The sequence below is a fragment of the Zobellia alginiliquefaciens genome, from assembly GCF_029323795.1.
GTDB classification, from domain to species: Bacteria; Bacteroidota; Bacteroidia; order Flavobacteriales; family Flavobacteriaceae; genus Zobellia; species Zobellia alginiliquefaciens.
The window spans coordinates 1003762-1030590 of record NZ_CP119758.1 but is presented as its reverse complement, the minus strand read 5'-3'; the positions used below and the strand labels follow the sequence as shown (position 1 = coordinate 1030590).

32 protein-coding genes are annotated in these 26829 nt (G+C 37.6%); 23 read left to right on the top strand and 9 right to left on the bottom strand.

Annotated features, from left to right (window positions below):
- The 17 genes from rpsE (at position 1) to ctlX (ending at position 13937) form a co-directional block, all read left to right on the top strand.
- Positions 1-525 carry a 30S ribosomal protein S5 gene (gene rpsE / locus P0077_RS04310; RefSeq protein ID WP_194524640.1) on the top strand — a complete coding sequence of 175 codons (525 nt, stop codon included), beginning with the start codon at positions 1-3 and terminating at the stop codon, positions 523-525.
- Positions 526-536: 11 nt separating this feature from the next.
- Positions 537-719 carry a 50S ribosomal protein L30 gene (gene rpmD, locus P0077_RS04305; protein WP_215438398.1) on the top strand — a complete coding sequence of 61 codons (183 nt, stop codon included), beginning with the start codon at positions 537-539 and terminating at the stop codon, positions 717-719.
- A gap of 13 nt (positions 720-732) precedes the next feature.
- Positions 733-1185 carry a 50S ribosomal protein L15 gene (rplO, locus tag P0077_RS04300; protein ID WP_276167925.1) on the top strand — a complete coding sequence of 151 codons (453 nt, stop codon included), beginning with the start codon at positions 733-735 and terminating at the stop codon, positions 1183-1185.
- A 12-nt stretch (positions 1186-1197) separates the two neighbouring features.
- Entirely contained in the window at positions 1198-2541 is a 1344-nt protein-coding gene (gene secY, locus P0077_RS04295) for a preprotein translocase subunit SecY (protein WP_194524637.1), read from the top strand.
- A gap of 2 nt (positions 2542-2543) precedes the next feature.
- Positions 2544-2759 carry a translation initiation factor IF-1 gene (gene infA, locus P0077_RS04290; protein ID WP_013751343.1) on the top strand — a complete coding sequence of 72 codons (216 nt, stop codon included), beginning with the start codon at positions 2544-2546 and terminating at the stop codon, positions 2757-2759.
- A gap of 23 nt (positions 2760-2782) precedes the next feature.
- Positions 2783-2899: a type B 50S ribosomal protein L36 gene (gene ykgO, locus P0077_RS04285; RefSeq protein WP_013305171.1), complete on the top strand. Its 117-nt coding sequence runs from the start codon at positions 2783-2785 to the stop codon at positions 2897-2899.
- A gap of 2 nt (positions 2900-2901) precedes the next feature.
- Positions 2902-3276 carry a 30S ribosomal protein S13 gene (gene rpsM, locus P0077_RS04280; protein WP_194524636.1) on the top strand — a complete coding sequence of 125 codons (375 nt, stop codon included), beginning with the start codon at positions 2902-2904 and terminating at the stop codon, positions 3274-3276.
- Between the two features lie 106 nt (positions 3277-3382).
- Entirely contained in the window at positions 3383-3787 is a 405-nt protein-coding gene (rpsK, locus tag P0077_RS04275) for a 30S ribosomal protein S11 (RefSeq protein WP_038238201.1), read from the top strand.
- An 86-nt stretch (positions 3788-3873) separates the two neighbouring features.
- On the top strand, positions 3874-4479 hold the full coding sequence (gene rpsD, locus P0077_RS04270) for a 30S ribosomal protein S4 (protein ID WP_276167924.1): 606 nt from the start codon (positions 3874-3876) through the stop codon (positions 4477-4479).
- Positions 4480-4497: 18 nt separating this feature from the next.
- Positions 4498-5490: a DNA-directed RNA polymerase subunit alpha gene (locus P0077_RS04265; RefSeq protein ID WP_215438394.1), complete on the top strand. Its 993-nt coding sequence runs from the start codon at positions 4498-4500 to the stop codon at positions 5488-5490.
- Positions 5491-5551: 61 nt separating this feature from the next.
- Positions 5552-6115: a 50S ribosomal protein L17 gene (rplQ, locus tag P0077_RS04260; protein WP_194524633.1), complete on the top strand. Its 564-nt coding sequence runs from the start codon at positions 5552-5554 to the stop codon at positions 6113-6115.
- A gap of 93 nt (positions 6116-6208) precedes the next feature.
- Complete coding sequence (carA, locus tag P0077_RS04255) at positions 6209-7330, top strand: glutamine-hydrolyzing carbamoyl-phosphate synthase small subunit (RefSeq protein ID WP_276167923.1); 1122 nt, start codon at positions 6209-6211, stop codon at positions 7328-7330.
- Between the two features lie 119 nt (positions 7331-7449).
- Positions 7450-8742, top strand: coding sequence for a phosphopyruvate hydratase (gene eno, locus P0077_RS04250; RefSeq protein WP_276167922.1), 1293 nt, complete (start codon positions 7450-7452; stop codon positions 8740-8742).
- A 132-nt stretch (positions 8743-8874) separates the two neighbouring features.
- Positions 8875-10410 (top strand): glycogen synthase, encoded by a 1536-nt coding sequence (locus tag P0077_RS04245; protein ID WP_276167921.1) that lies wholly within the window; start codon positions 8875-8877, stop codon positions 10408-10410.
- A 130-nt stretch (positions 10411-10540) separates the two neighbouring features.
- Positions 10541-11827: a citrate synthase gene (locus P0077_RS04240; RefSeq protein WP_276167920.1), complete on the top strand. Its 1287-nt coding sequence runs from the start codon at positions 10541-10543 to the stop codon at positions 11825-11827.
- A gap of 118 nt (positions 11828-11945) precedes the next feature.
- The gene (locus tag P0077_RS04235) at positions 11946-12860 is read left to right on the top strand and encodes a dimethylarginine dimethylaminohydrolase family protein (RefSeq protein ID WP_276167919.1); all 915 of its coding nucleotides are present in this window, start codon (positions 11946-11948) and stop codon (positions 12858-12860) included.
- A 144-nt stretch (positions 12861-13004) separates the two neighbouring features.
- Positions 13005-13937, top strand: a complete 933-nt coding sequence (gene ctlX / locus P0077_RS04230) for a citrulline utilization hydrolase CtlX (RefSeq protein ID WP_276167918.1) — start codon at positions 13005-13007, stop codon at positions 13935-13937.
- Positions 13938-13945: 8 nt separating this feature from the next.
- On the opposite strand, the gene bamG is transcribed toward ctlX, so the two are convergent.
- Positions 13946-15199, bottom strand: coding sequence for a BamG family beta-barrel-assembly machinery protein (bamG, locus tag P0077_RS04225; protein WP_194524626.1), 1254 nt, complete (start codon positions 15197-15199; stop codon positions 13946-13948).
- A complete protein-coding gene (locus P0077_RS04220) occupies positions 15183-16496 on the bottom strand; it encodes a DUF4270 family protein (RefSeq protein ID WP_276167917.1) in 1314 nt (437 codons plus the stop codon). Before P0077_RS04220 ends, bamG begins: the two co-directional genes overlap by 17 nt.
- A 241-nt stretch (positions 16497-16737) precedes the next feature.
- Between P0077_RS04220 and P0077_RS04215 the strand changes: the two genes are divergently transcribed.
- The 4 genes from P0077_RS04215 to P0077_RS04200 all read left to right on the top strand — a co-directional run bounded on the left by P0077_RS04215 (position 16738) and on the right by P0077_RS04200 (position 19908).
- Positions 16738-17733, top strand: a complete 996-nt coding sequence (locus tag P0077_RS04215; RefSeq protein WP_276167916.1) for a Kelch repeat-containing protein — start codon at positions 16738-16740, stop codon at positions 17731-17733.
- Positions 17734-17802: 69 nt separating this feature from the next.
- Entirely contained in the window at positions 17803-18132 is a 330-nt protein-coding gene (locus tag P0077_RS04210) for a DUF4907 domain-containing protein (RefSeq protein ID WP_276167915.1), read from the top strand.
- Between the two features lie 3 nt (positions 18133-18135).
- The gene (locus tag P0077_RS04205) at positions 18136-19173 is read left to right on the top strand and encodes a sensor histidine kinase (RefSeq protein ID WP_276167914.1); all 1038 of its coding nucleotides are present in this window, start codon (positions 18136-18138) and stop codon (positions 19171-19173) included.
- 3 nt (positions 19174-19176) lie between these two features.
- The gene (locus P0077_RS04200; RefSeq protein ID WP_194524621.1) at positions 19177-19908 is read left to right on the top strand and encodes a LytR/AlgR family response regulator transcription factor; all 732 of its coding nucleotides are present in this window, start codon (positions 19177-19179) and stop codon (positions 19906-19908) included.
- A 43-nt stretch (positions 19909-19951) separates the two neighbouring features.
- Here P0077_RS04200 and P0077_RS04195 read toward each other — a convergent pair whose 3' ends face one another.
- Genes P0077_RS04195 through P0077_RS04165 form a run of 7 tightly spaced genes read right to left on the bottom strand, consistent with a single transcriptional unit; the run spans position 19952 to position 24798 of the window.
- Complete coding sequence (locus P0077_RS04195; RefSeq protein ID WP_276167913.1) at positions 19952-20707, bottom strand: hypothetical protein; 756 nt, start codon at positions 20705-20707, stop codon at positions 19952-19954.
- A gap of 3 nt (positions 20708-20710) precedes the next feature.
- Positions 20711-21400 carry an SCO family protein gene (locus P0077_RS04190; RefSeq protein ID WP_276167912.1) on the bottom strand — a complete coding sequence of 230 codons (690 nt, stop codon included), beginning with the start codon at positions 21398-21400 and terminating at the stop codon, positions 20711-20713.
- Positions 21369-21983, bottom strand: a complete 615-nt coding sequence (locus P0077_RS04185) for a toxin-antitoxin system YwqK family antitoxin (protein ID WP_276167911.1) — start codon at positions 21981-21983, stop codon at positions 21369-21371. The genes P0077_RS04190 and P0077_RS04185 overlap by 32 nt, the downstream gene beginning before the upstream one ends.
- 5 nt (positions 21984-21988) lie before the next feature.
- A complete protein-coding gene (locus tag P0077_RS04180) occupies positions 21989-22765 on the bottom strand; it encodes a YHYH protein (protein ID WP_194528685.1) in 777 nt (258 codons plus the stop codon).
- Between the two features lie 60 nt (positions 22766-22825).
- The gene (locus tag P0077_RS04175; RefSeq protein ID WP_276167910.1) at positions 22826-23455 is read right to left on the bottom strand and encodes a hypothetical protein; all 630 of its coding nucleotides are present in this window, start codon (positions 23453-23455) and stop codon (positions 22826-22828) included.
- An 11-nt stretch (positions 23456-23466) separates the two neighbouring features.
- Positions 23467-24510, bottom strand: coding sequence for a YHYH protein (locus tag P0077_RS04170; protein WP_276167909.1), 1044 nt, complete (start codon positions 24508-24510; stop codon positions 23467-23469).
- 15 nt (positions 24511-24525) lie between these two features.
- Positions 24526-24798 carry an EF-hand domain-containing protein gene (locus P0077_RS04165; protein WP_276167908.1) on the bottom strand — a complete coding sequence of 91 codons (273 nt, stop codon included), beginning with the start codon at positions 24796-24798 and terminating at the stop codon, positions 24526-24528.
- Between the two features lie 193 nt (positions 24799-24991).
- On the opposite strand from P0077_RS04165, the gene P0077_RS04160 reads away from it, so the two are divergent.
- Positions 24992-26032, top strand: coding sequence for a sensor histidine kinase (locus tag P0077_RS04160; protein ID WP_276167907.1), 1041 nt, complete (start codon positions 24992-24994; stop codon positions 26030-26032).
- On the top strand, positions 26019-26714 hold the full coding sequence (locus tag P0077_RS04155; protein WP_276167906.1) for a LytR/AlgR family response regulator transcription factor: 696 nt from the start codon (positions 26019-26021) through the stop codon (positions 26712-26714). The genes P0077_RS04160 and P0077_RS04155 overlap by 14 nt, the downstream gene beginning before the upstream one ends.
- Positions 26715-26829 lie beyond the last annotated feature (115 nt).

The window sequence follows — 26829 nt, the reverse complement described above, 5'->3', positions numbered from 1 at the left end:
ATGTACCAGAAATATAAAAACGCAGAGACCGTTAAACCCGGTGGATTGGATCTTAAAGATAGATTGGTAGGCATACAGCGTGTTACCAAAGTTACTAAAGGTGGTAGGGCCTTCGGTTTCTCAGCTATAGTTGTTGTAGGTGATGAAAGTGGAGTTGTTGGACACGGTTTAGGAAAATCTAAGGAGGTAGCAACTGCTATTGCTAAGGCTATTGAAGACGCTAAAAAGAACTTAATTCGTATTCCTTTGAACAAGGCTACATTGCCTCACGAACAAAAAGGTAAATATGGTGGAGCTCGTGTATATATCCAGCCGGCATCCCATGGTACCGGAGTTATTGCAGGTGGTGCAGTAAGAGCGGTATTGGAAGCTGTAGGTGTACAGGATGTATTATCTAAGTCACAAGGTTCTTCTAACCCTCATAACGTGGTTAAAGCTACTTTTGATGCACTTTTGCAATTGAGAGATGCAAGAACTGTAGCTGATCAAAGAGGAGTTTCTCTTGAAAAAGTTTTTAAAGGATAAGTAGAAATATTATGGCAAAGAAAATTCTGGTAAAACAGTTAAAGAGCAGCATCAAAAGGCCACAGAACCAAAAGCGTACATTGTCTGCTTTGGGTCTAAAAAAAATTGGTCAAGTAGTAGAGCATGATGCCACGCCGAATATACTCGGTATGATAGCTAAAGTTGAACATTTGGTTTCCACTGAGGAAGCTTAAATAGCACATTATAATGAATTTAAGTAATCTAAAGCCGGCAGATGGTTCTACCAATAGAGCGGGCAAGAGAATAGGTAGAGGTCAAGGATCTGGTAAAGGTGGTACTGCTGCAAGAGGGCATAAAGGTGCTAAATCTAGATCTGGTTACTCTAAGAAAATAGGTTTTGAAGGTGGACAGATGCCTTTACAGAGACGTGTGCCTAAATTTGGTTTTACAAACATAAACCGAGTTGAATATCAAGGTATCAACGTTGAGAGGTTGCAAGAGCTAGTGGATAACAAAGGAGTTAAAGACACTATTACTTTTGAAACTTTGGTTGAAAATGGTTTGGCCAAGAGTAAAGACCTGGTAAAAATATTAGGTGGTGGAGAATTAAAGGCTTCACTTAAGGTTTCAGCGCATAAATTTACAGCAAGTGCTAAAGCGGCAATTGAAGCTGCTGGTGGAGAAGCAATAAATTTATAAGCATAACTGACCATGAAGAAATTTTTCGAGACCATATCCAATATTTGGAAGATAGACGAACTAAGGAATAGGATTTTACTAACCCTTGGTTTGTTGTTGGTATACCGTTTTGGTTGTCAAATTGTTCTTCCGGGTATTGATTCTACACAATTAGCAGAATTAGCCTCAGGTACCGATTCAGGTATTTTTGGGCTTTTGAATGCTTTTACCGGTGGTGCTTTTGCTAATGCATCAATATTTGCTTTGGGTATTATGCCCTATATATCGGCATCTATTGTTGTTCAGCTTATGAGTATTGCCATACCTTATTTACAGAAATTGGATAAAGAAGGGGAGAGTGGTAGAAAAACGAAGAATCAGATTACACGTTGGTTAACTATTGGTATTTGTGTGGTTCAGGCGCCAGCTTATTTGTACGGTTTAGAGGCTTTTGGAGTTCAGGATAGTGCCTTTGTTTTAGGTAAAGGTCTTGACTTTATGGTTCCTGCGGTTATCATTTTGGTTACTGGTTGTGTTTTTGCCATGTGGTTAGGAGAGAAAATTACTGATAAGGGTATCGGTAATGGTATTTCACTTTTAATTATGATCGGTATTATTGCAACAATGCCACAATCATTTGTTCAGGAGTTTATATCAAGAACAGTTGATAACAATGGTGGTTTGATGTTCATTTTGATTGAAGTTATTCTATGGTTCTTGGTTATCTTGGCAAGTATACTTTTAGTAATGGCTACGCGTCAAATACCTGTACAGTATGCAAGAAGAACTGCTTCTGGTGGTTACGAAAAGAATATAATGGGATCTAGGCAATATATTCCTTTGAAGCTAAATGCTTCTGGTGTTATGCCGATTATCTTTGCTCAGGCAATTATGTTCGCTCCTAGTTTAATTGGTAAGACTTTTAACAATACAGCTGCTGGTCAGTGGATGGAGGTTCAGTTTCAGGATATATTTGGTCTTGCTTACAACGTATTGTTCGGTTTGTTGATAATTATTTTCACGTATTTCTATACGGCTATTACTGTTCCGACCAATAAAATGGCAGATGATTTAAAAAGAAGTGGCGGTTTTATACCAGGAATTAGACCGGGTAAAGAAACAGGAGACTTCTTAGATAAAATTATGTCTTTGATTACATTGCCAGGTTCCGTATTTTTGGCGCTTTTAGCAGTTTTACCTGCTATAGTAGTTAAATTAATGGATATTCAAGCCGGTTGGGCATTGTTCTATGGAGGTACATCACTTTTAATTATGGTGGGTGTGGCAATAGACACGGTTCAGCAAGTAAATGCATATTTATTGAATAGGCATTACGACGGATTGATGAAAACTGGAAAAAATAGAAAAGTCGCATAAGTATGGCTAAACAAGCAGCAATAGAACAAGACGGGTCTATAATTGAAGCATTGTCAAATGCAATGTTCAGAGTTGAGTTAGAAAATGGGCATGTAGTTACGGCTCACATTTCGGGAAAGATGCGTATGCATTATATTAAGTTACTTCCTGGAGATAAGGTGAAATTGGAAATGAGTCCTTATGACTTGTCCAAAGCTAGAATTACATACAGATATTAGTAATACGATAGAAGAATAGAACGATGAAAGTAAGAGCATCAGTTAAAAAAAGAAGTGCCGACTGCAAGATTGTACGCAGAAAGGGCAGGTTGTACGTAATCAACAAAAAGAATCCTAGATTTAAACAAAGACAAGGATAGTTATGGCAAGAATTGCAGGTGTAGACATACCAAAACAGAAAAGGGGCGTAATTGCATTGACCTATATTTTTGGTGTCGGTAGAAGTAGGGCTAAAGAAATCTTAGAGATTGCCCAAGTTAGTGAAGATACTAAAGTATCTGATTGGAACGATGATGAGATTGGTCGTATCAGGGATGCTGTTTCTTCTTTTACTATAGAAGGTGAGTTACGTTCTGAAACGCAGCTTAATATTAAGCGTTTGATGGATATAGGTTGTTACCGTGGTATTCGTCACAGATCTGGTCTTCCACTTAGAGGGCAGCGTACAAAGAATAACTCTAGGACCAGAAAAGGGAAGAGAAAAACTGTAGCCAACAAGAAAAAGGCAACTAAATAATAAATAGTACAAAGTGCTGAGTAAATAGTATTAAGTAAAATAGGTAATGTTACTTTATTTTCAAGACATACTAACTACTTAATACAAATTACTAAATACTAATAAAATGGCAAAGGCAACTACAAAATCAGGTGCAAAAGCGGCAAAGAAGCGTAAGGTAATCGTTGACTCGGTTGGTGAGGCTCACGTAACTGCATCTTTTAATAATATTATAATTTCCCTTACCAATAAGAAAGGAGATGTCATTTCTTGGTCATCTGCTGGAAAAATGGGTTTTAGGGGTTCTAAAAAGAATACTCCTTATGCTGCACAGGTAGCTGCGGAAGAGTGTTCTAAAACTGCTCATGAAGCAGGTTTAAGAAAAGTAAAGGTTTACGTTAAGGGACCTGGAAATGGAAGAGAATCTGCGATTCGTGCCGTACATAATTCTGGTATAGAAGTTACCGAAATTATTGATGTTACGCCAATGCCGCATAACGGTTGTCGTCCTCCGAAAAGAAGAAGAGTTTAATTAATTAGTAATATTTCACAGAAGTGTTGTTAACGATTATCGAAGGATAAGCCTTAATTCATAATCACACTTCTAAATTTAAGAAAATGGCAAGATATACAGGACCAAAGAGTAAAATCGCCCGTAAGTTTGGCGAAGCAATTTTCGGAGATGACAAATCTTTCGAAAAAAAGAATTATCCTCCAGGACAACATGGTAACGCAAGGCGTAGAGGTAAGAAATCTGAATACGCTGTTCAGTTGATGGAAAAGCAGAAAGCTAAATATACCTATGGTATTTTAGAAAAGCAATTTAGAAATATTTTTGCCACTGCTAAGAGAAAAGAAGGTGTTACCGGTGAAGTATTACTTCAATTGTGTGAGTCTCGTTTAGATAACGTAGTATTCCGTATGGGAATATCTCCATCAAGAAGAGGAGCGAGACAGTTAGTATCTCACAGACATATTACAGTAAATGGAGAGTTGGTAAACATACCTTCTTATTCATTAAAGCCAGGAGATGTTGTAGGTGTGCGTGAAAAGTCTAAATCTTTACAGGCCATACAAGATTCACTAGCTGCTAATAGTAAAGTTTACGAGTGGATAACTTGGAATACGGCTAAGAGTGAAGGTGCGTTTGTTACCGTTCCGGAAAGACTTCAAATTCCAGAGAATATCAAAGAACAGTTAATAGTTGAGCTTTACTCTAAATAATAAAGAACACTAAGTCATATGGCATTATTTAATTTTCAGAAACCCGATAAAGTAATAATGATCGATTCTTCGGATTTCGAAGGGAAGTTCGAATTTCGTCCTTTGGAGCCCGGTTATGGATTGACTGTTGGGAACGCACTAAGAAGAGTGTTGCTTTCGTCATTAGAAGGCCATGCGATTACCTCTGTGAGAATGGATGGTGTGGAACATGAGTTTTCAGTTGTTTCTGGCATAGTAGAAGATGTTACGGAAATAATATTGAATCTTAAACAAGTACGTTTTAAGAAACAAATAGAAGATTCTGAAGCGGAAGTAGTTTCAATTTCTGTAAGCGGAAAAGAGCAGTTGACCGCTGGTGATTTTCAGAAATTCATTTCTGGTTACCAAGTGTTGAATCCGGATTTAGTTATCTGTAATATGGATTCTAAAGTGAACATCAATATGGAAATAGTTATAGACAAAGGTCGTGGCTATGTTCCTGCGGATGAGAACAAGAAATCAAATGCTGCTTTAGGTACGATTGCTATAGATTCTATATTTACGCCTATTAAAAACGTAAAATATAGTATTGAAAACTTTCGTGTAGAGCAAAAGACAGATTACGAAAAATTGGTTTTTGAAATCGTTACAGATGGCTCAATACATCCAAAAGATGCGTTGACAGAAGGTGCAAAGGTTTTGATACATCACTTTATGTTGTTTTCTGATGAGCGAATTACATTAGAGGCCGATGAGATTGCACAGACCGAAACATATGATGAAGAATCACTTCATATGCGCCAGCTGTTGAAAACTAAATTGGTAGATATGGATCTTTCCGTACGTGCCTTGAACTGTTTGAAAGCTGCAGAAGTAGATACATTGGGAGATTTGGTTTCTTTCAATAAGAATGACTTGATGAAATTCAGAAACTTCGGTAAAAAGTCCTTAACGGAATTAGAAGAATTGGTTATCAATAAGGGGCTTAGCTTCGGGATGGACCTTTCAAAATATAAATTAGATAAAGATTAATCGATATTTCTTACACGAAGGGAGATACCCTGGGATTGGAGAAGTACAATAGAATAGAAAAATGAGACACGGTAAAAAAGTCAATCATTTAGGACGTAAGACAGCGCATAGAAAAGCGATGTTGGCCAATATGGCATGTTCCTTGATCGAGCACAAAAGAATAAATACGACTGTGGCGAAGGCTAAGGCGTTAAAACAATTTGTTGAGCCTTTGATTACAAAATCAAAAGCTGAGAACAATGTATCTGCTGAAAAGGGAACGCACAACAGACGTATCGTTTTCAAAAACCTTAGAGATAAGGTAGCTGTTACTGAATTGTTCAGTACAGTTGCTGAAAAGGTTGCTGACAGACCAGGAGGTTATACAAGAATTATTAAGCTTGGTAATCGTTTGGGAGATAACGCTGATATGGCAATGATTGAGTTGGTTGATTTTAACGAACTATACAACGCTGGTAAAGCCAAAAAGAAAACTACTAGAAGAAGTAGAAGAAGTGGAGGCAAATCGGAAGAAACTGCTAAAGTTGATGCTAAAGAAACTCAGACACCACCAGTGGTCGCTGAAGATACTGAAGCAAAGGCTCAGACTGACACTGCAGCTAAAACAGACGATTCAGAAGAATAAGATGTTGATATTTAATAATTTTTTGAAAAGGATAAGCTTTACAGTTTATCCTTTTTTTATGTTTATTTGTGAAATTAAAAAAATAGCAAACGTATGAAGTACCAATCCCGAAAGAAAGCATTGTTATTATTGGCCGATGGCACCATATTTTATGGTAAGTCAGTAGGAGATAAAGATGGAACTGCATTTGGAGAAGTTTGTTTTAATACAGGTATGACAGGATATCAGGAGATATTTACCGATCCATCATACTTTGGTCAGATAATGGTGACCACAAATGCCCATATTGGTAACTATGGAACCGTAGCAGAAGAGGTAGAGTCAGATTCGGTAAAAATATCAGGTTTAGTTTGTAGAAACTTTAGTTATAATTACTCGCGGTCTAGAGCGGACAAGAGTCTTGAAAGTTTTCTTAACGAAAATGAGCTATTTGCCATATCAGATGTTGATACTCGTGCATTGGTGAGTTACATTCGTGATAATGGGGCCATGAATGCAGTGATATCTACAGATGTAGATAATATTGAAGAATTAAAAACAAAATTGGCAAAGGTACCAAGTATGGAAGGTTTGGAGCTGGCTTCAAGCGTTTCAACTTCTGAGCCTTATTTCTATGGTGATGAAAATGCACCTATGAAAATTGCCGCCTTAGATATAGGTATTAAGAAGAATATTTTACGGAACCTTGCTAAGCGAGGCGGGTATATAAAGGTTTTTCCTTATAATGCCTCCTTTGAAGAAATGGAAGCTTGGGGTGCAGATGGGTATTTTATTTCTAATGGCCCAGGAGATCCAGAACCATTGTCCGATGCTATACAGACAGCAAAGGGGATGATAAGTAGTGGGAAGCCTGTTTTTGGTATTTGTTTGGGGCACCAGATAATTGCCTTGGCAAACGGGGTATCTACCTATAAAATGCATAATGGTCATAGGGGGATTAACCACCCTATTTTAAACATACTTACGGGTAAAGGTGAGATTACCTCTCAGAACCACGGTTTTGCTATAAATAGGGAAGAGACGGAGAAAAATGAGAATTTAGAAATAACACATGTTCACCTAAATGATCAAACCGTAGCGGGTATCCGAATTAAGGATAAAGATGTTTTTTCGGTGCAATACCATCCGGAAGCCAGTGCAGGACCACATGATGCTGAGTATTTGTTTGATCAATTCTTTGATTTGATCGAGAAAAATTCAAACGTTATGGCATAAGGTTAAGTAATCGTTATAATTACGGTAATATAGTTGCGCCGTACAATGCATTACTTGCACGGTTTTGTATATTTGCAGCTGTTGAAATTTAAGAGAATTCCAAACAAAAAATAATATTTATGAGTATCATATTAAGTGTACACGCACGTCAGATTTTAGATTCAAGAGGAAACCCTACGGTAGAGGTTGATGTAATTACTGAAAATGGAGTAATGGGTCGTGCGGCAGTTCCTTCTGGAGCGTCAACAGGAGAGCATGAAGCAGTAGAGCTTCGCGATGGTGGCAATACCTTTATGGGAAAAGGAGTTCTTAAAGCGGTAGAAAATGTAAATACGGTTATTGCTGAGGAGATTTTGGGAATGTCTGTTTTTGAGCAGAACCTTCTTGATCAAGTGATGATCGACTTGGATGGTACTCCAAATAAATCAAAGTTGGGTGCTAACGCTATTTTGGGTGTGTCTTTGGCAGCAGCTAAAGCAGCAGCTAATGAATTAGGGTTGTCTTTGTTCCGTTATGTAGGTGGTGTTAGTGCAAATACTTTGCCTGTGCCAATGATGAATATCATTAATGGTGGTTCTCATTCAGATGCGCCAATCGCTTTTCAGGAATTTATGGTAATGCCGGTAAAGGCAAAAAGTTTTTCACATGCCATGCAAATGGGAACTGAAATCTTCCATAATCTTAAAAAAGTTTTACATGATAGAGGATTAAGTACAGCTGTTGGTGATGAAGGTGGTTTTGCGCCTAACTTAGCAGGGGGTACTGAAGATGCTCTAGATACTATTGCAAAAGCAGTTGAGAATGCAGGTTATAAATTGGGCGATGAAATTATGATTGCCTTGGATTGTGCTTCAGCTGAGTTTTTTGTTGATGGTAAATATGACTATACTAAATTTGAAGGAGATAAAGGAGTGGTTAGAACTTCTGAAGAACAAGCTCAGTACTTGGCAGATTTAAGTGCCAAATACCCTATCATCTCAATTGAAGATGGTATGGATGAGAATGATTGGGATGGTTGGAAATCTTTGACTGAAAAAGTAGGTGATAAAGTTCAGTTGGTTGGAGATGATCTTTTTGTTACAAATGTAGAGCGTTTGTCTAAAGGAATTGAAAATGGTATTGCAAACTCCATCTTAATAAAAGTAAACCAAATAGGTACGCTTACAGAAACTATAGCAGCTGTAAATATGGCTAAAAATGCAGGGTATACATCTGTAATGAGCCATAGATCAGGTGAAACAGAGGATAATACAATTGCAGATTTGGCAGTAGCATTGAATACAGGTCAAATAAAAACAGGTTCGGCTTCAAGATCGGATCGTATGGCCAAGTACAATCAGTTGCTTCGTATTGAGGAAGAACTTGGTGAAACGGCTTATTATCCTCAGGATAAAGCATTTAAGATTAAATAGTGTTATAGACTATTATAAAGTGATTAATAAAGGAGCCCTTCGTTCGATAAAATTCGAATTCGAAGGGCTTTTTTTTTTGAGTAATCGCAAAGTTTGCCTATCTTTTTAACAAACTTCTAACCAACGTCTCGCATGAATAATTTTCTTTTTGTTGCTGCTGAAAATGATGGTATACCTAACTGTAAAGCTGGGGGGATGGGCGATGTTGTACGCGATGTTCCTAGGCATATCTCTAAAAGAGGAGATAAAGTTCAGGTAGTGGTGCCTTCGTATTCAAGACTTCATTTTAATGGCACTTTTAGAACAAATCTTAATTTTCAGCTAAGGGGAACTAGCTATGTGGCTGAACTGTACGAGGTGGTTGGTAAAAGAGAATGTCCAAACATAATACATTATGTAATTCATCATCCGGAAATTCAGGAAGGAGGTATAGCACATATTTATCATGATGACCCAACTGAACCCTTTTTTACGGATTTTATAAAGTACATAATCTTTTGTACTGCAGTTGCAGAAGCCATAAAGATGGGCGCTTTTGGAGATTTAGATGTTGTTCATATGCATGACTGGCATGCCAGTGCGTTATTATTCCTAAAGACATATCATCCTAGATATAATGAATTGAAGAAAATGCGCTACGTGTACAGTATTCATAATTTGGCAATTCAAGGTATACGTCCGTTCTATGATAATTATGCCTCTATGCATAATTGGTTTCCAGAGCTACAGTTAGATCATGACGCTTTAAAGGACCCACGTTACCAAGATTGTATTAATCTTATGGCGGTGGGTATACGCTTGGCAGATTCGGTTCATACCGTATCTCCATCCTATAAAGAAGATGTTATGTTGCCAAGTGCAAGACCTGAATTTGTGGGAGGAGAAAGTCTGGAAAAAGATTTGCAACATGCAAATAATGAAGGTCGTCTTATAGGTATTTTAAACGCATCCAATTATAATGATATTAGAAAGGCCGATAAGGGTCGACTTTACCGAAATACGGTAAAGGCGCTATTTGGTTGGTTGCAAGATGAGTCTAAAAAATACAAAGCTGATTTTCTGGCTCATACAGGGGAGAAAATTATGTTGTACGTAACGGAAAAACCTAAGTTTATAGTTTCGAGCGTGGCCAGATTAACCGAGCAGAAGTTTTACTTTTTTAAACGTTCTCCAGAGGCTTTTGAGCAAATGCTCCAGCGATTGCGGGAGGTAGATGGTATTTTTATGCTATTGGGAACAGGGGATCCGGATTATGAAGAGTTTTTTAGGGGAATGAGTTATAAACATCAAAATTTTATTTTCACTAATGGACAATCGGAAGACTTAATAGATTCCATATACTTAGAATCAGATTTGTATTGTATGCCAAGTCTCTTTGAACCGTGCGGAATTAGTCAAATGTTAGCCATGCGTAACGGTAACCCTTGTTTTGTTCATCATACGGGAGGTCTGAAAGATACGGTTGAGCACCATGTTACAGGTTTTGCCTTTGATGGAATGACCTATGATGAAAAAATTAAGAATATGGTCAAGAATTTTAGTGAGGCCATTGACCTTTGGGAGAACGATAAACCTAAATGGAAAAAAATAAAAAGTAATGCCGAGAAGGTTCGCTTTACTTGGGAAAAATCGTTGGATGAATACTATTCAAAATTATACGTTCTCTAGTATAGTTTGGTTTTTCTACAACAACTAATGAAATCATTGTTAATTATTAATTAAACGAAAAAACAACATTGTTAAGATGTTACATTTTCCGTAAATTTACATCCACTTCAATTTTAAGTAAAATTCAAAAATGTCAGATAAAGCTACTTTAGAGTATAACGGTAACAAATATGATTTTCCGGTAATAAAGGGCACAGAAGATGAACTCGCCATAGATATAAAGAGTTTACGGTCGTCCACAAGCGGAATGATAACAATAGATCCAGGATATAAGAACACGGGTTCGTGTGAAAGCGCCATAACTTTTCTAGATGGTGAAAAAGGTATTTTGAGATATAGAGGTTATTCCATTGAGGAACTTGCCGAAAAAGCCGATTTTTTAGAGGTTGCCTATCTTTTGATTTTTGGCGAATTACCGAACAAGACCGAATTAGAAAAATTTCATGCCGATATTAAGGACGAGTCTCATGTAGACGAAGAAATGAAAAAGATTTTGGACGGGTTTCCAAAATCCGCACATCCAATGGGTGTATTGTCTTCTTTAACGAGTGCGTTAATTGCCTTTAACCCTTCTACGGTAGATGTTTCGTCCGATAAGGATATGTATCACGCTATTGTTAGAATCTTAGCTAAGTTCCCGGTTCTTGTTGCTTGGACGCTTAGAAAGAAAAAAGGATTGCCTCTAGATTATGGAGATGACACTTTAGGCTATGTAGAGAACATTCATAAAATGATGTTCAAGAGACCTAATCAGAACTATCAAAAAGACGATTTGGTAATAGCAGCTTTGGATAAGTTGTTAATTTTACATGCTGATCACGAACAAAACTGTTCTACTTCTACGGTAAGAATTGTCGGTTCTTCCCATGCGGGTCTTTTTGCTTCCCTTTCGGCAGGTATTTCAGCTTTATGGGGGCCATTGCACGGAGGAGCAAATCAAGCGGTATTAGAAATGCTTGAGGCTATTGAAAAGGATGGTGGAGATACAAAAAAATATATGGCGAAAGCCAAAGATAAATCAGACCCTTTCAGATTAATGGGCTTTGGTCATAGAGTTTACAAAAACTTTGATCCAAGAGCAAAAATAATTAAGAAAGCAGCAGACGATGTTTTAGGAAATTTAGGTATTGATGATCCTATTTTGGACATTGCCAAAGGTTTGGAAAAAGAAGCTTTGGAAGATCCATATTTTGTAGATAGAAAACTATATCCTAATGTAGATTTCTATTCGGGTATTATTTATCGTGCACTGGGCATTCCTACAGAAATGTTTACTGTTATGTTTGCATTGGGCCGTCTACCTGGTTGGATTGCGCAGTGGAGAGAAATGCGTTTGCGCGGTGAGCCAATAGGAAGACCAAGACAAGTTTATATTGGTGAAACGCTTCGTCCTTTTGTAGACGTAGATTTAAGATAAACACCAGTAAATAATTATAAAAAAAGTCCTTTCTTGAGATTCTTAAGAAAGGACTTCTTTTTTCTTAAATAGTTGTGGTCCACGATTTGGTTCTCTTATCTTTGCCGGCAAAAAGGTTATGCTTAAGCTTCACGTTAACGATGAAATTTCAAGGTTAAAGGTATTGGTTTTGGGTACTGCAAAAAGTAGCGGCCCAACACCTAAACCAGAGGAGGCCTACGACCCTAAATCATTGGAACACATTTTGGCGGGGACATACCCCCAGGAAGCGGATATGATTCGGGAAATGGATGCTTTTGCAGAGGTGTTTCGTAAATATGATGTTCAGGTTTATAGACCCGAAGTCTTAACTGATTGTAATCAGATTTTTTCCAGGGATATCGCCTTTGTCATAGAAGACAAACTTATTATAGCCAATATTTTACCCGATAGAGAAAAAGAGGTTGAAGCCATTCTTCACGTATTGGATAAAATTAAAGAACAACAAATCTTACATCCGCCCGAAGAAGTGCATGTAGAAGGTGGTGATGTTATGCCTTGGGGGGATTATATTTTTATCGGCACCTATACGGCAGAAGATTATGCTAGTTATATTACGGCAAGAACAAATCAAGCTGCCGTTGATTATATTACAGAACAATTTCCTCATAAAAAAGTAAAATCATTCCAACTGAGGAAATCAAATTCCGATGCAAAACAGAATGCGTTGCACTTAGACTGTTGCTTTCAGCCCTTGGGAAAAGGAAAAGCTATTTTGCACAAAAACGGATTCTTGGTAGAAGAAGAATATCAATGGTTGGTTGATTTTTTCGGAAAAGAAAATGTCTTTGAGATTTCACCGGATGAAATGTATCAAATGTTTAGTAATGTATTTTCTATTTCTCCGGAAGTAATAGTATCAGAAAAGAACTTTACACGCCTTAATAATTGGCTGAGGGAGCAAGGTTTTACGGTAGAAGAGATTCCCTATGGCGAGATTGCTAAACAAGAAGGTCTTCTACGGTGTAGCACCTTGCCACTAGTTCGTGAGTAGTACTTTTTAATATACTAAAATCCAATTTTTAGAAGGTCTGAAATTACTTTATAGGTCTAGTTTCCCCTTTTCTTATTTTCCAATTTATACTAGGTCATACCGTTTTAAAAGTCCTAATTTTGCCTAAATTTAAATGAGTTTCCTATGCAGATTACGAACACCATACTAATGATTCGCCCGGTCAATTTCCGAATGAACGAACAGACTGCGGTAAACAATTATTTTCAAGAAGATATAGATGTTCAGAATACGACGATCAATGAGAAAGCGCAGCAGGAGTTTGATGCTTTTGTAGAGATTTTACGTTCAAAAGGAGTGAACGTAGTTGTAGTTGAAGATACCAAGGAGCCAGATACTCCAGATTCTATATTTCCTAATAATTGGATTTCATTTCATGCAAACGGTACGGTAGGGTTGTATCCTATGTTCGCTGAGAACAGGCGCAGTGAAAGACGTGAGGATATTTTGGATATTCTTGAGGAAAATGGTTTGACCATAGAAAACGTAGTTGATTACACATCGGCGGAAGAAGAAAATGTGTTTCTAGAAGCTACAGGTAGCATGGCATTGGATAGGGTGAATAACAAAGCCTATTGTGCTCTTTCTGATAGGGCGGATGAAGGCTTGTTCATTGAGTTTTGCGAAGATTTTGAATACTCGCCGGTTATTTTTACGGCCAACCAATCGGTAGGAGGTAAGCGAATGCCAATTTATCATACCAATGTAATGATGTGTTTGGCAGAAGACTTTTCTGTTATTTGTCTTGATACCATTGATGATAAAAAAGAGCGGAAAAACGTAGTGGATCACCTGAAACAGGATGGGAAAGAAGTAATTGCCATTACAGAACAGCAAATGCATCATTTTGCGGGTAACATGCTCCAGGTTTTGGGAGGGAATGAAAAGCGTTATTTAGTAATGAGCTCATCTGCATATCATAGTCTAACTCCGTCACAAATTGAAGCTATTGAAAAGCATTGCGAAATTATTCATAGTTCTTTAGAAACTATTGAAACTTGTGGTGGAGGTAGTGCACGTTGCATGATGGCCGAGGTTTTTCTGCCACGGTCAAAATAGAAGATATTCTAATTAATTTTTCGCTTTTGGAACCAAAGGTCTTCTAAGCTAAAATTCAATGTTAATAGGTGAAAGTTTTCTTTTATCAATATATTTTGAATCTGACCTTTGGAGCCATAGCTATAAGATAGGTTCATCATAGATTTTTGACCCTGTCCTATAGGTATGCCAATGCCTGCTGTAAGGTTATATCCGTCTACTTTTTGCCCATTAATGGCAAGGTATCCATTGTCATAATTAAAACCTGTTCTGTAGCGTATACGATCGGCGTATTTATAGCTGGTAGGATTTTTTACATACTCCAGGCCAATGGCGTAAATGTCTTGGTCTGCATAACTTCCTAAACTTTCTGTTTGTCCTGTGGCGTCCCAATAGTTCTTTTTGTAGTCTGCACTCACGGTAAAGGAATCAAAGATGTTTGTACTTATACCTAAGCCTACTTCTAGAGGCATGCTGAAATTTTCGGAAGTATCACTTGCCCCATCTTCTACGGTAATTTCCGTGCCATCTAAGCTTTTGGTGATGGAACGTTTTATGTTACCCTTTAAGCTTGTAGGAAATTGAACGGTGCTACCAATAGTAAAATTATCGGTCACATCAAACTGCATACCTAGTCCAAAGCGAATACCGGAATAGTTTGTGGTTTCCTCAGAGCTAAATGTACTTTGATTTAGAACAAAAGCTTCACTTTCTTCAATGTTGCCAAAGAGTATGGAGGCATTGGCGCCAAATCTGAAATTTGGCATAACGCTGTATCCTAAATTAAACTTAAGCTCGCTTAAACCTCCAATTCCGTTTACGTTACTTTCAAAGGTTTCTTCCGTTCCTTCAATATTAGATGTAATTCCAATAAGTGAGTACCCCATTTCGCTGTAGGGTACAAGAGAGATTCCTGCGCCCAATCCTTCAGCTACCCTAAAGGCCATGGCTAAATTGGAGAAGTTAAAGGTTGTTTTTGTTTCGCTATCCGCTTTGTTGCTATATTGATTGTATTCGGCTTTTATTCCAACATCATAAAAAAATGAGCCCTTAGGAATCAAAGCAAAGTTTGCGGGGTTTAGATTGTTTATTTGGTTTGAAGTTTTAAGGCCGATTCCAGTATACCCCATACCGTTGGTACGCCCAATGCTAGATTGGTTTATAGCTCCAAGGCCATATAATGAATATGGAGAGCTGGTTAAACCTTCGGATTGTGCTTGTGCCGACACGTGGATTAAAAGTATAAACACGGAAAACAGTAAAGCATTATTCATCTTCGTCATAAATCGCATAAGTAAGTTCAAGTGTGGTACTTTGAGAGTTTATATCTGTATTGAGAACAAAACGGTCCACAGTCGAATTGTAATCGCTTGGTAATAGAATCAGGGCGTCGGATGATTCTTGGTCAGTAGAAATCAATCCCTCTAAATAACCACTTAAGGGCAACTCGTAATAGATGTCATTAAACTCTTGATTGCTACGGTTCAAAATTGCCTGTGCTACACTGCCATCTGTTGAAAACAATTGACTGGTAAGCTCGTTGTTTTGGTCGACCACGAATACAGATAGCGTATCTCTTAAGGTCAATAAGTCGTCATAACTATTAACCGAAGGCGAAATTTTAAGGGAGGCATCAAGAAGGGTGCCTTCTCCTTGAATGTCAAATACAGATTTTATATTAGGAAATTCTAATCTAGTTGCAATGCCTATGCTAGATTGTATAAAGCTTAGATTATCGGTTTCCGTGCTGTGAAGGTTCGTTTCTTGGTCAGTTAATGACTTTAAATATTCATTTGGTTCCTCAGCAGAAACCTGATTGAAAAATGGAACGGGTGAACTTGTAGTATTAATTGTGAAGTCTGTATAAGACTGGGTGCGCTCCTCTTCACCTGCAATACTGTAATAAAGCCTCATGGTGGAGAGTAATGAAAAACCTATTATAGGACCATCATCGGTATCATCCGGTTGAATGGTTATACCGTAATAGGAATTTCTATACTCGTCATAAGTGGTAATTTTTTTCTGCTGAAAATTATCAAATAGACTAAAACCAAAGGTGTCCAAGAGTTTTACTTCAAGGGAGTCTGTTGAGAGTGGTCTTGGGATATAGGTGAGCTCACCTAAATCCTCTTCATAAAAATCTATTGTACTGGTATTATAAAAATTAACTCCATCTTCCGGTTTTAAGGCTTCACTCAACTCCTTAATATGAAGGGTGCTAGATTGTAGTGTATCGTTATAATAGTAGTTGTCCGGCCTAAGGATAAAAGTTATACTATCAAATTCGGCATCTGTATCAATAAAATATGAACTTGGTATAAATTCCATAAAGCTTGCTCCTTTGACTGTTCCGTAAACCGGGTCTTTGTATTTGCCAAGGAGCATACGAACGGACTGTGACGTATCTACACTATCAAACTTCATAGTAGAAAAATCTACGGTCATGGTATCTAGTTGAACCACGCGTATATCACTATCGGTAAAAATGTCTCCTGCTTCAAAATCTGAATCGTTAACCGCATCGGTACTGCATGAAACTAGGAGTGATAGGCAAACAAGGATGGCCAATGTAATTTTCATATCCATATAATTTGAGCGTAAATGTATTGTGCAGGTAAGGGCATAAAAACCAGAATAGACCAAACCCCATAGTTATGAGACGAATACCTGAATTTTAGCTATTAAATAGAAAATGGTTTTGGTAGATTAAAAAGCCATGTTCATGTGTTAAATAAGTGGCTTCATCTATTTCGGTTTCATGGGTGGGAACCGTGTTCTAGTTTTGATGAAAATTAACTGGCGAACAAAATAGAAGAAGCGCATGAAAGGATTCAAGTACTATATAGGGACGGTAACAATTTTTAGCACAATGATTTTTTCATTGGTAAGTTGTTCTAGTGATGACGATGATGAGTATCTGGGTAACTGGGTAGATAGGTCTGTTTTTGATGGTAGCCCCCGTAGTGGCACATCAACTTTTACTATTGGTAACATAGGGTATTCTGGAGTGGGGTATGATGGGGATGACTACCTTACTTCTTTATGGGCCTATGATATGGATGGTGATTTCTGGTCTCAGAAAGCAGATTTTATAGGAAGCGCTAGAAATGCCGCCGTAGGTTTTCAGATTGATGGTACAGGTTATATTGGTTCCGGATATGATGGATTGGATGAATTGGGGGATTTTTTCTCTTATAATCCTAATTCTAATTCTTGGCAGGCCATAGCTTCTTTGCCTTCTACGGCAAGAAGAAGTGCAATTGCTTTCGGAATGAACGGTTTTGGCTACTTCGGTACGGGATATGACGGGGAAAATGATCGTAAGGATTTCTGGAAATATGACCCAAATACGGATTCTTGGTCGGAACTAGTTGGTTTTGGTGGGGATAAAAGAAGAGCGGCTACAACTTTTACTATTGGTGACCAAGTGTATTTAGGCACCGGCGTATCTAACGGAATTTACCTTAATGATTTTTGGGCCTTTGATGCCGCAACTGAAAGTTGGACTAAAAAATTAGACCTGGACGAGGAAGATGATTATAGTATAGTACGAAGCAATGCAGTAGGCTTTACGTTAAACGGCTACGGTTATATTGCTTGTGGTCTGTCTGGAGGAACCTTAGGTTCTGTTTGGCAATATGACCCTAGTACGGATGATTGGGAGTTGAAAACTAGTTTTGAAGGCACTACAAGACAAGATGGCGTAGCATTTTCTAATGGATCTAGAGCCGTGGTTGGCCTAGGTAGAACAGGTAGCCTTTATTTAGATGATTTATATGAGTTTCTTCCTTTTGATGAATACGATGATGAAGATTAAAAAATAGTTATTTGAGTTAGTTATGGGGCAGTACTTTTAAGTCTGCCCCATTTTTTAATTGGATATATCATGAAAAAAATTCACTTTTTATTGGCAGTATTGGTCGCAGTCGTTGCTTATATTGCATTTAACTTTAGCGCTGGGGAAGCAAAGCAAAAAGGACTTCATTCAGAGGTGATAGAAGTAGGTGAAGGATTTGGATATCAAATTTTACATGCCGATAAGATTCTGGTAAAACAAGAGTTTATACCTGCAATTCAAGGAGAATTACCGTTTAAAACAGAGAAAGAGGCTCAATTGATTGGTGATGAGGTTCTCAAAAAAATAAAAAAAGGCGAAGCTCCGTTTATAACCGTTTCTGAACTCAAAAATCTGAATATTACTATTCAAAATCAGTAAAAAATGAACGCCTCCAAAAGAAAATATTTGCCACAATGGTTGGTACATACCTTCTTATGGTGTGCGGTTTTTGGGTTAATAGTATACCCGTTTTTCCTGGAGTCAAGGTCCATACCGTTTAATATCGTTGTTAAATGGGTAATGGCTGTGGCAATATTCTATTTCAATTATTATTATTTGGTCCCTAACTTTTTACTTAGGGATAAAATGAAAACCTATATAGGTATTTCTATTGTGTTGTTGTTTGCCGTTAGTTATGGACTTCATAATATATTTCCTCCGGAAATGCCCAAAAACTTGGCCCCTTTTGTAGAACGCATGAAGGAGCATAGGGAAGCTAGGGGCCCGTTTAGATTTTCTTTAATGCCAGTGGTAAGTTTTGCTGTTCCCTACATTTTTGCCATTATGCTCCGTGTGTATACGGAACTGCAAAGAAACGAGAATCTTCGCAAGACGGTCGAAAAGGAAAAAGTACAATCAGAGCTTCAATTCTTAAAAACTCAGTTGAACCCACATTTTCTATTTAATTCTCTCAATACTATTTACTCGTTATCGGTAAAAAAATCACCGCATACTTCCGAAGCAATTATCAATTTATCAGAACTGATGCGATATATGATTTATGAGGCGGATAAAGATTTGGTACCGTTGGATAAGGAGATAGAGTACATAAAGAGTTATGTAGCATTACAAAGGTTAAGATTGGCCGATAGTGAAAATGTGTTCTTAAAAATTTCGGGAGACGATTCCAATAAAATTATTCCGTCGCTATTATTTATTTCGTTTATTGAAAATGCCTTTAAATACGGAACGGACTACCAAGGTAAAACTATGGTAAAAATAAACCTGCTAGTACAGGAGAAGTCCATACAATTGTACGTGATAAACAAAATAGGAAAGCAAAGAGTAAAAAGTGAAAATAGTGGTGTAGGGCTTCAAAATGTTAAGAACAGATTGAATTTTTTATACCCCAATTCGCATTTTCTAGAAATAGAAGATGATGGAGAAAACTATGAAGTTAATTTAATTTTAAACCTATAAATTATGAATTGTATACTAATTGACGATGAACCGTTGGCCATAGAAATATTGGTAGATTATTGTAAAAAAGTAGGTTTTGTTGAGGTGGTAGGTACGTTTACAAATCCCCTTGAGGCTATTCCGGCAATTAACGAGCAAAAGGTAGATGTAATCTTCTGTGATATAGAAATGCCACAAATAAACGGGCTGGATTTTATTAGCGCGTTGGACAACCGGCCACTTTTTATCTTTACTACGGCTTACTCTCAATATGCCGTAGAAGGTTTTGAGCTGAATGCGGTAGATTACCTTGTAAAGCCCATTCCTTATCAGCGTTTTATAAAAGCGGTATTAAGGGCAAAAGAGTTATTGAGTCGTAAAGATACCCCGGTATCAACGGCTGCCAATGTATTCCCTTCCCGCGGAGATGGTAATGAAAGCCAGAAATTTATTTTTGTAAAATCTGAACATGAAAGTGTAAAGATAGATTTGGACGATATTCAATATGTTCAGGGTCTTAAGGATTATTTAAAAATTCATGTGGTAGGGTCAAATAAGGCCATTTTAACCTTACTTAGTTTTAAGGACATATTGGAGAAATTACCGAGGAATCAATTTATAAGGGTGCACAAGTCCTTTGTAGTGAATGTAAATTTCATCAAAACCATACAACGTAATAGAATTGTAATAGATGATATTCGTATTCCTATTGGAGAAAGTCACAAGACTCAATTTTTCTCTATGTTGGGGCTGTAAGAATTATTTTTATTGAAGATTTCAGAAGGAAAAATAGAGGGTTTTAAAGCTCATAGCCCAGTTCCTCTTTCAGTTTTATGGACATCACCTGGGTCCTATTTCTTAATTTCTTAGCACTGGTAAGTAGATTTTCAGTTTGTAAAAGGCGGTCTACCAAACTATTCTGGTAATCTTTACTATGCAATAAGTCATAGTAGTTGGATTCTTCTCCAAAAGTCTTTATCCGAGTGTATTTAGGATTGTCTTTAGCTAACATATCCTTAAGTGCCAAGTGCTTCTCTAAAGTGGGCTGTAAACGGTCTAAAACTATTTCCTTTATTTTAGAATCAATAGATTTTAAACGTTGTATTTCTGCGGGGTAATTGGTAATCAGGCTTTTGAGCGAGTCACTTTCAATAAGTTCTAATTTGGTAGTATTAATAACGGAATTGAGTGCACCACTAAGCAGATTGATCTCGGAGTAGTTAATATGAACAATAGTATCTCTCGCACCTAGGGTAATTTCATTAGACATCAGACCTATGTAGTTCATAGTGCTTTCCAAGGTTTTGGAAGTGCTGGAATACCGGTCTATAGTAGAATTTAGAACTTTTAAATTGGTGTTCAACTCATCATACAGACTTTCGTATATTTTGAGCTCTACGATTCGATTTTTACGTATTTCGTTCAGGTCGTTAATTTTCCATGCAATTAAAATACCTATCGCAATAAGTAAAATTTCTCCAAAAGCGTAAACGAGGTAACTTTTGAGTTTACCGGAGCCCAAAAGTTTCTTTCTGATCTTTCTAAAGACGGTCATAGGTCAATGCTCTTTTTTTAGAGCTTTTATATCTACTATGAGTTGGGCTACGGAAGCACGGTTTAAACCATTGTAAATACCTCTTATATGCTTGTTTTTGTCAACTAGCAAGAAGTTTTCTGTATGTAGAAAGTCGTTTATGTCCTTGGGAATGCCCAAGTCATTTTCAACAAAATAATGGTTTCTTCCCAAATCATAGATTTCTTGTTTATCACCTGTAACCAAATGCCATTTTGCATCAATTATGCCATTCTTTTTAGCATAGGTGTTCAGAACAGAAACGGAATCTATGGAAGGCGTAACGGAATGGGATAAAATGGCTACCTCTGGATCATTTAAAAAAGCATCTTGTATTTTTTGCATGTTTCCAGTCATTTTTAAACAGATGCCGGGGCAAGTGGTAAAGAAAAAATCGGTAATATAAATCTGGTCTTTAAAGGTTTCAGATGTAATGGTGTCTCCAAGTTGATCTACCAATTTATAATTGGGAATCTTATGAAAGTCTTTTTCCTCTTGTGAACCTGGTTCTAGCCAATGCGGTGTAAAAGATGCATCCCCATAATAGGGCAGATGTTTAACCCTGCTTGACGTATCCTTGTTATGGTTGCTTTTTTTGACCGTCTGATTGCATGCGGTCAAAACAATGAACAATAGAATAAAGCTATATTTTTTTACTTCTAACAACAATTTCATCTTCTAGTTTATAGCATGAGTTAGCTCTTTTCATTCCAAAAATTCGGCCATTCTTGGCTTCGTAATTAATATACAGCTTGCCGTTTTTAAGCCAGGATTTTTGTAATCCTTCTTCCCTGCCGTTTACAAGTTGTCTTTTTTTGGCAAGTGAACCATCTGGGTAATACATCTTTTGAACACCGTGCAGGGCACCGTTCTCATAGATAGATTCTTCCGCCAACTCGCCATTTTTCCACCAGACTTTATATGTGCCGGTCAATCGGTTTTGTTTGTAGAAAGATTCTATACGGAGAAGGCCATTATTTTCCCAGCGTTTAGCTATACCCTCTCTTTTTCCATTTAAATACCCCAATCTTTCACTTGTAACTCCATTTGGGTAACATTTTATAGAGTACCCGTTAAACGGTTTGTTCTGGTAGTACCATTTCCCTTCGTTTTGATTTAGTACTAAATCATGCTTGTAAACCTCATGATTCTTTATACGCGGTTTTTTTTCCGTTTTTGGAATTGTTTCAATGTCCTCATTATGACCAAAAAAAGAGAGCGCGAACAATAGTATTATTAAGTACAGTGATTTTGTCATAACAATTAATAACCTTGATACGGACCTGCAAATGCAAGGTAAGAGCCTGTTGTAGAATAGACTTCATTGATGATGTGATAGTGATATTCTTCCTCTCCATCTGTATACTGGGTAGTAGAAACGTGACCTCCGGAAGCATCTAAATCTGTAGGATAGGTGCCTGTGGAGTTGCATTTTCTTCCGTATAGGAATACGCCATCGAGTAGTATGCCAATTAGATTTTCATCATCATCGGAAAAGGCTACAGGTTCAAGATGGTAGTGATATACACCTGGGCCAATATGTGCACCTGTCCAATCTAAGCTTCCGGCGGCTTGATCCAGTGCGCCGCCGCCTTCTTGATCATTAAAGATCGATGAGCCGCTAACTGCTATACCAATGGTATTCAACTGTGTTTCGACCGTGTTTCCCGTTAAATTGGGAGTGGCATCTACACGTATAGTGGTAGCGTTGTTGTTGCTGGACATAATACTAGGCGTTTTATCCACATCGGGCTCGTCCTTGTATAGGCTGTTGCCTTCGCCCCAATATATGGTTTCGTGATTGGGAAGTCCGGTAGTCTCTATAACAACTTCCGAACCGTCTAAGTAAATAGTGGTTGCTTCCGAATTGAAAGCCGCATAGGCCGCGTGCAGTTCAGTTACGGTTTCTTCTTCGGTTTCACTTTCTTCGTCTTCAAAGGAATCATCAGAACTGTCAGAACTGCAAGCAATAATACCAAATCCCGTAATGGCAACAACAAGGCTTAACGGGATAATCTTTTTTAGAACTTCTTTTTTCATTTTAATTCTTTTTAAATATGATTAATGGGAATGATTTAGAAATTTAATTGTGTAATGCCGTTAGACCGGCCTTAGTACAATTTCTTCTTTCCTGAAAATTTTTGAAATAATGACTACGGACATAATTACCAACAGGGTTAGGGCAATAAATGGGATCAATAGATTTTCTTCTTGTCCCTTAATTTGAAACGCTCCATTAGCTTTCTCTATGGACACAGCAAATTGGTTGTCTTTTTTGATGACAAAATTTTTAGAGGTTACCGTAGGGTCAATAATTTTGAATACAGTATTGTGTTTTGAAGCCTCACTAAAGCCTTTTAGCTTCACCTGTAAAGTACTAAGTTTATTGGGCAGACCCGTTACCCTAAATTTTAAGTCTGTTTGATGTCCCATTTTTATGGCACCTTCCCTAAGTTCTCCAATAAAACCCGAATTACCATTCAAAACTATATTGTCCTTAACGTAGGCAATGACCAATTTTTGAAAATCATCGGCAGATAAATCATCAACTTTTATATCTGGAAAATTTTGAATTAATTGATTCCTGAAACCGTTAAATGATGAGCTAATATGTAAGCTCCAATTATTTTGTTGGTCTTGAGCCAGTGTCATGGTTGCTATTTGCGAACTATGGGCACTAGCGGACAAAGTATAAAAGCTGATTAAAATACCGATGATTAATTTTTTCATGATCATTGATTTTAGTTTACTTCAAACGTGCCTTGTGCTCCCGCAAAACAGCCAATAAAGCTGTTGGTTCCGGCTGGGGCTACATGATAGTGATAGCCGCGAATGTCATCTGTATGGCCGCGACAATCATCTAAATCGGTAGGTTCGGTACCATCTTCGTCCAATAGTTCAAACAAGGGAAAACCATCTATGGCGTAGCCTATCATTGCAGAATGGCCGTCTTCTTGTGAAATTTGTGCGGTCATTCCGGTCGCAGCGTGGTAATGGTAACCCGTATTTGGGTTCACATGTCCGCCGTTGTCATCCATAGGAGCCAAGGTATAGGCGCCAAGAATATTTGCAGTTGGAGCAGGTGGGTCAAAATTTACACCGTTAAATGCTAGACCTATAACAGTGTTGTCTCCACCGCCTTCTTCCGGTGGTGGACCACCTTCTGGAGGAGTCCCGCCATTGCCTCCAGGTGCGCCATTGGATATATAAATGGGCGTATCCAATTTTACGGGCGTTACCGGAATGTAATAGGTAAGGGTTATGTCCGTTACATAGGAAGGCTGACATTCAACACAGAAATTTTTATACTCTTCGCCCACGTTTGGGTTAGCTGCATTTTGACAGTCTTCCAAAGAGTTGGTTACATAAATGTCTCCGTTTTCATCGTACATTTTCCAAGTAGCATCGGCATAGAAATCGTCCATATTTTCAATAAAAGCACCATCTACATCGTAGAGTTCTCCATTTTCGAACCATTTTCCACCTTTGTCGGCACCATCTGAAATATTGGTGGGGCACCACGGACCCATTTGGTGTTCCGAAGGGGTGGAAGTAGTGGTGATTTTGTAACACATGGCGACCGTACCGTCAGAAAGTGTTTTCTCTACCATGGTTATGGGCTCGGCAAGTCCATCTTCTAAAAATAGACTTGCGTCAACCGTGCCACTCACTACTTCAGTATTTGTTTCATTTTCCTCGGTGGTAGCGCTTTCATCAGAATTACAACTGTTTCCAGAGATAAGAATGAACAAACTGCTTATAGCCAATGTCAATACTTGTTTCATTTTTTTTCAGTTTTATTATTTTTTTCGACGCTTTGGTTTTGGTGCATTTTCCAATTCTTCCAAAGAAAGAAAGCCATCTTCGTCTTTGTCTATAGTGTCGAAGTCATTTTTAATAGGGCCCTTTAATTCATCTTTAGAAAGTTTTCCGTCTTCATTGGCATCCATTTTTTCCATTAGTTCGGTTGCAGAGGGCGGTTCTTTACGGTCTTCTTGGGCATACCCTGTTTGGATGGTTGCTAAGCCAAGAACGGCAGTTGCTATTACGGTGTAAAAAGAACTTTTTTTCATGATATTTAATTTTAAATTGTTCGTATTTCTGATGACAAAGGTGGGCAACAGTTCCATGCAGAATGAACGTAATAAGCCTGTGGCGAGAAGTTTTCAGTGAATGCGTTGTTTTAATAAGTAAGTCCCCTTGTTTAAAGGGTTTGGAATAGTCCTTTTTGGGTTTTGCCGAGAAATAATTACTTTAATTTGTACCATGAAACAAACACATCGCTTTCTTTTTCATGTTTTTCTTTGGTTGGCCGTTTGGCTTATGGCATGGCTGTTACTTAATGAAAACGCTAGATTTTTGGACAAGAACGTTCCTTCTTTCATTATGCAGATTATTGTAATAGCTGCATTGATTTATTGGACGGCACCCACCCTTTTGTTTAAAAAAAAATATCTACTTTTTGGCGTAGTCTCATTTGTGTTGATCGTCTTCTGTTCTTTTCTTATTACTGAAAATCCTATTTTGAATAATATACCGGAAGGGAATATGCCCCCCCCTCCTGGAGGAGGACGTAGAGGAGGACCACCAATAGCTCCGCCAGAAATACTGATTCAATTTTTAATTCTATCCATTGCTTATGTGCTGGCCACTTTTGTAGAAACATTTTTGTTCGCACAGAAAAAGGAAGAGGAGACTATTAGGAATAAAAATGAAAATCTTCAGATGGAGTTGAAGTTTTTAAAATCGCAGATAAATCCACACTTTTTATTCAATTCGCTAAATAATATTTATGCACTTTCCGTAATTGACTCCAATAAGACTCAGCAAAGTATTGGTACGCTTTCAGAAATGCTGAGGTATGTTCTTTATGAATGCGAACAACCTACTGTACCTATTAAAAAGGAGATTGCGTACATTAGTAATTATTTGGATTTATTTCGATTAAAAAGTAGTAAACCGTTTCCTATAAATACCAAATTTGAAGTGCTGAATTCCAATGCCAAAATAGCCCCCATGATATTGATTCCGTTTGTAGAAAATGCTTTGAAGCATGGGAATATAGATCACGTTGCAGACGGATTTCTAGATATAAAGGTGCATTCGGACAACCGCAATATAGCGTTTTATGTGACCAATAGTATTTCTGTAATGCCAACTCAGAAAGATGCGGTGGGGGGTATTGGGTTAGAGAATGTAAAGAAACGTTTGGAGATTCTGTATCCGGATAAACACGTTTTAAAAATTGAAGACACCCCAGATAGTTATACTGTAAACCTTAGCATTAGTTTAAATGGAACCGATTAAGTGTATTATTGTAGATGATGAAGAATTGGCTAGAGGTCTATTAAAAGCCTATGTAGAAAGGCTTGATTTCTTAACCTTGGTAGCAGAAGTGGCCAATCCATTGGAGGCATTGCAGCTCATAAAGGAAGAAAAGGTAGATTTGCTTTTTCTTGATATTCAAATGCCCGAAATAAAGGGGACCGATTTTGCTAAATTGGTACCTGAGAATACCCAAGTAATATTTACTACGGCCTATTCTGAATACGCGTTGGAAGGTTTTGAGCTCAGTGCTCTTGATTATCTTTTAAAGCCCATTACTTTTGAACGCTTTTTGTCTGCTGTAAACAAAGCAAAACCTAATAGGGAAGAAGTGTATATAGAGCAGCTGCCATCTGGAGGTGATAGTATTACCGTAAAATCTGGCTATGACCTACATAAATTAAAATACGACGACATACTTTATATTGAAAGCGATAGCGAATACGTTAATTTTTATGTAGGTGATAAAAAACTAATGAGCTTACAGTCTTTAAAAAAGTTACAGGAAGTTTTGCCTGCTAGTCAGTTTATGCGTGTACATCGGTCGTACATTGTAAACAGGGGGAAGGTAACGGCCCTTAAAGGGCGGGATATATACATTGGTGAAAAAGAAATACCGGTAAGCGCCCAATATTTTGAGGCGGTAAAAGAGGAGTTATTCTAACTCTTAGGAGTAGAGAAAAAAAAGGACCTAGATGTTTCTAGGTCCTTTTTTGCATTTTAAGTAGGTATGTTCTAGGCGAAAAACATTTAGGTTTTTGGGAAACCTAAATAGTTTT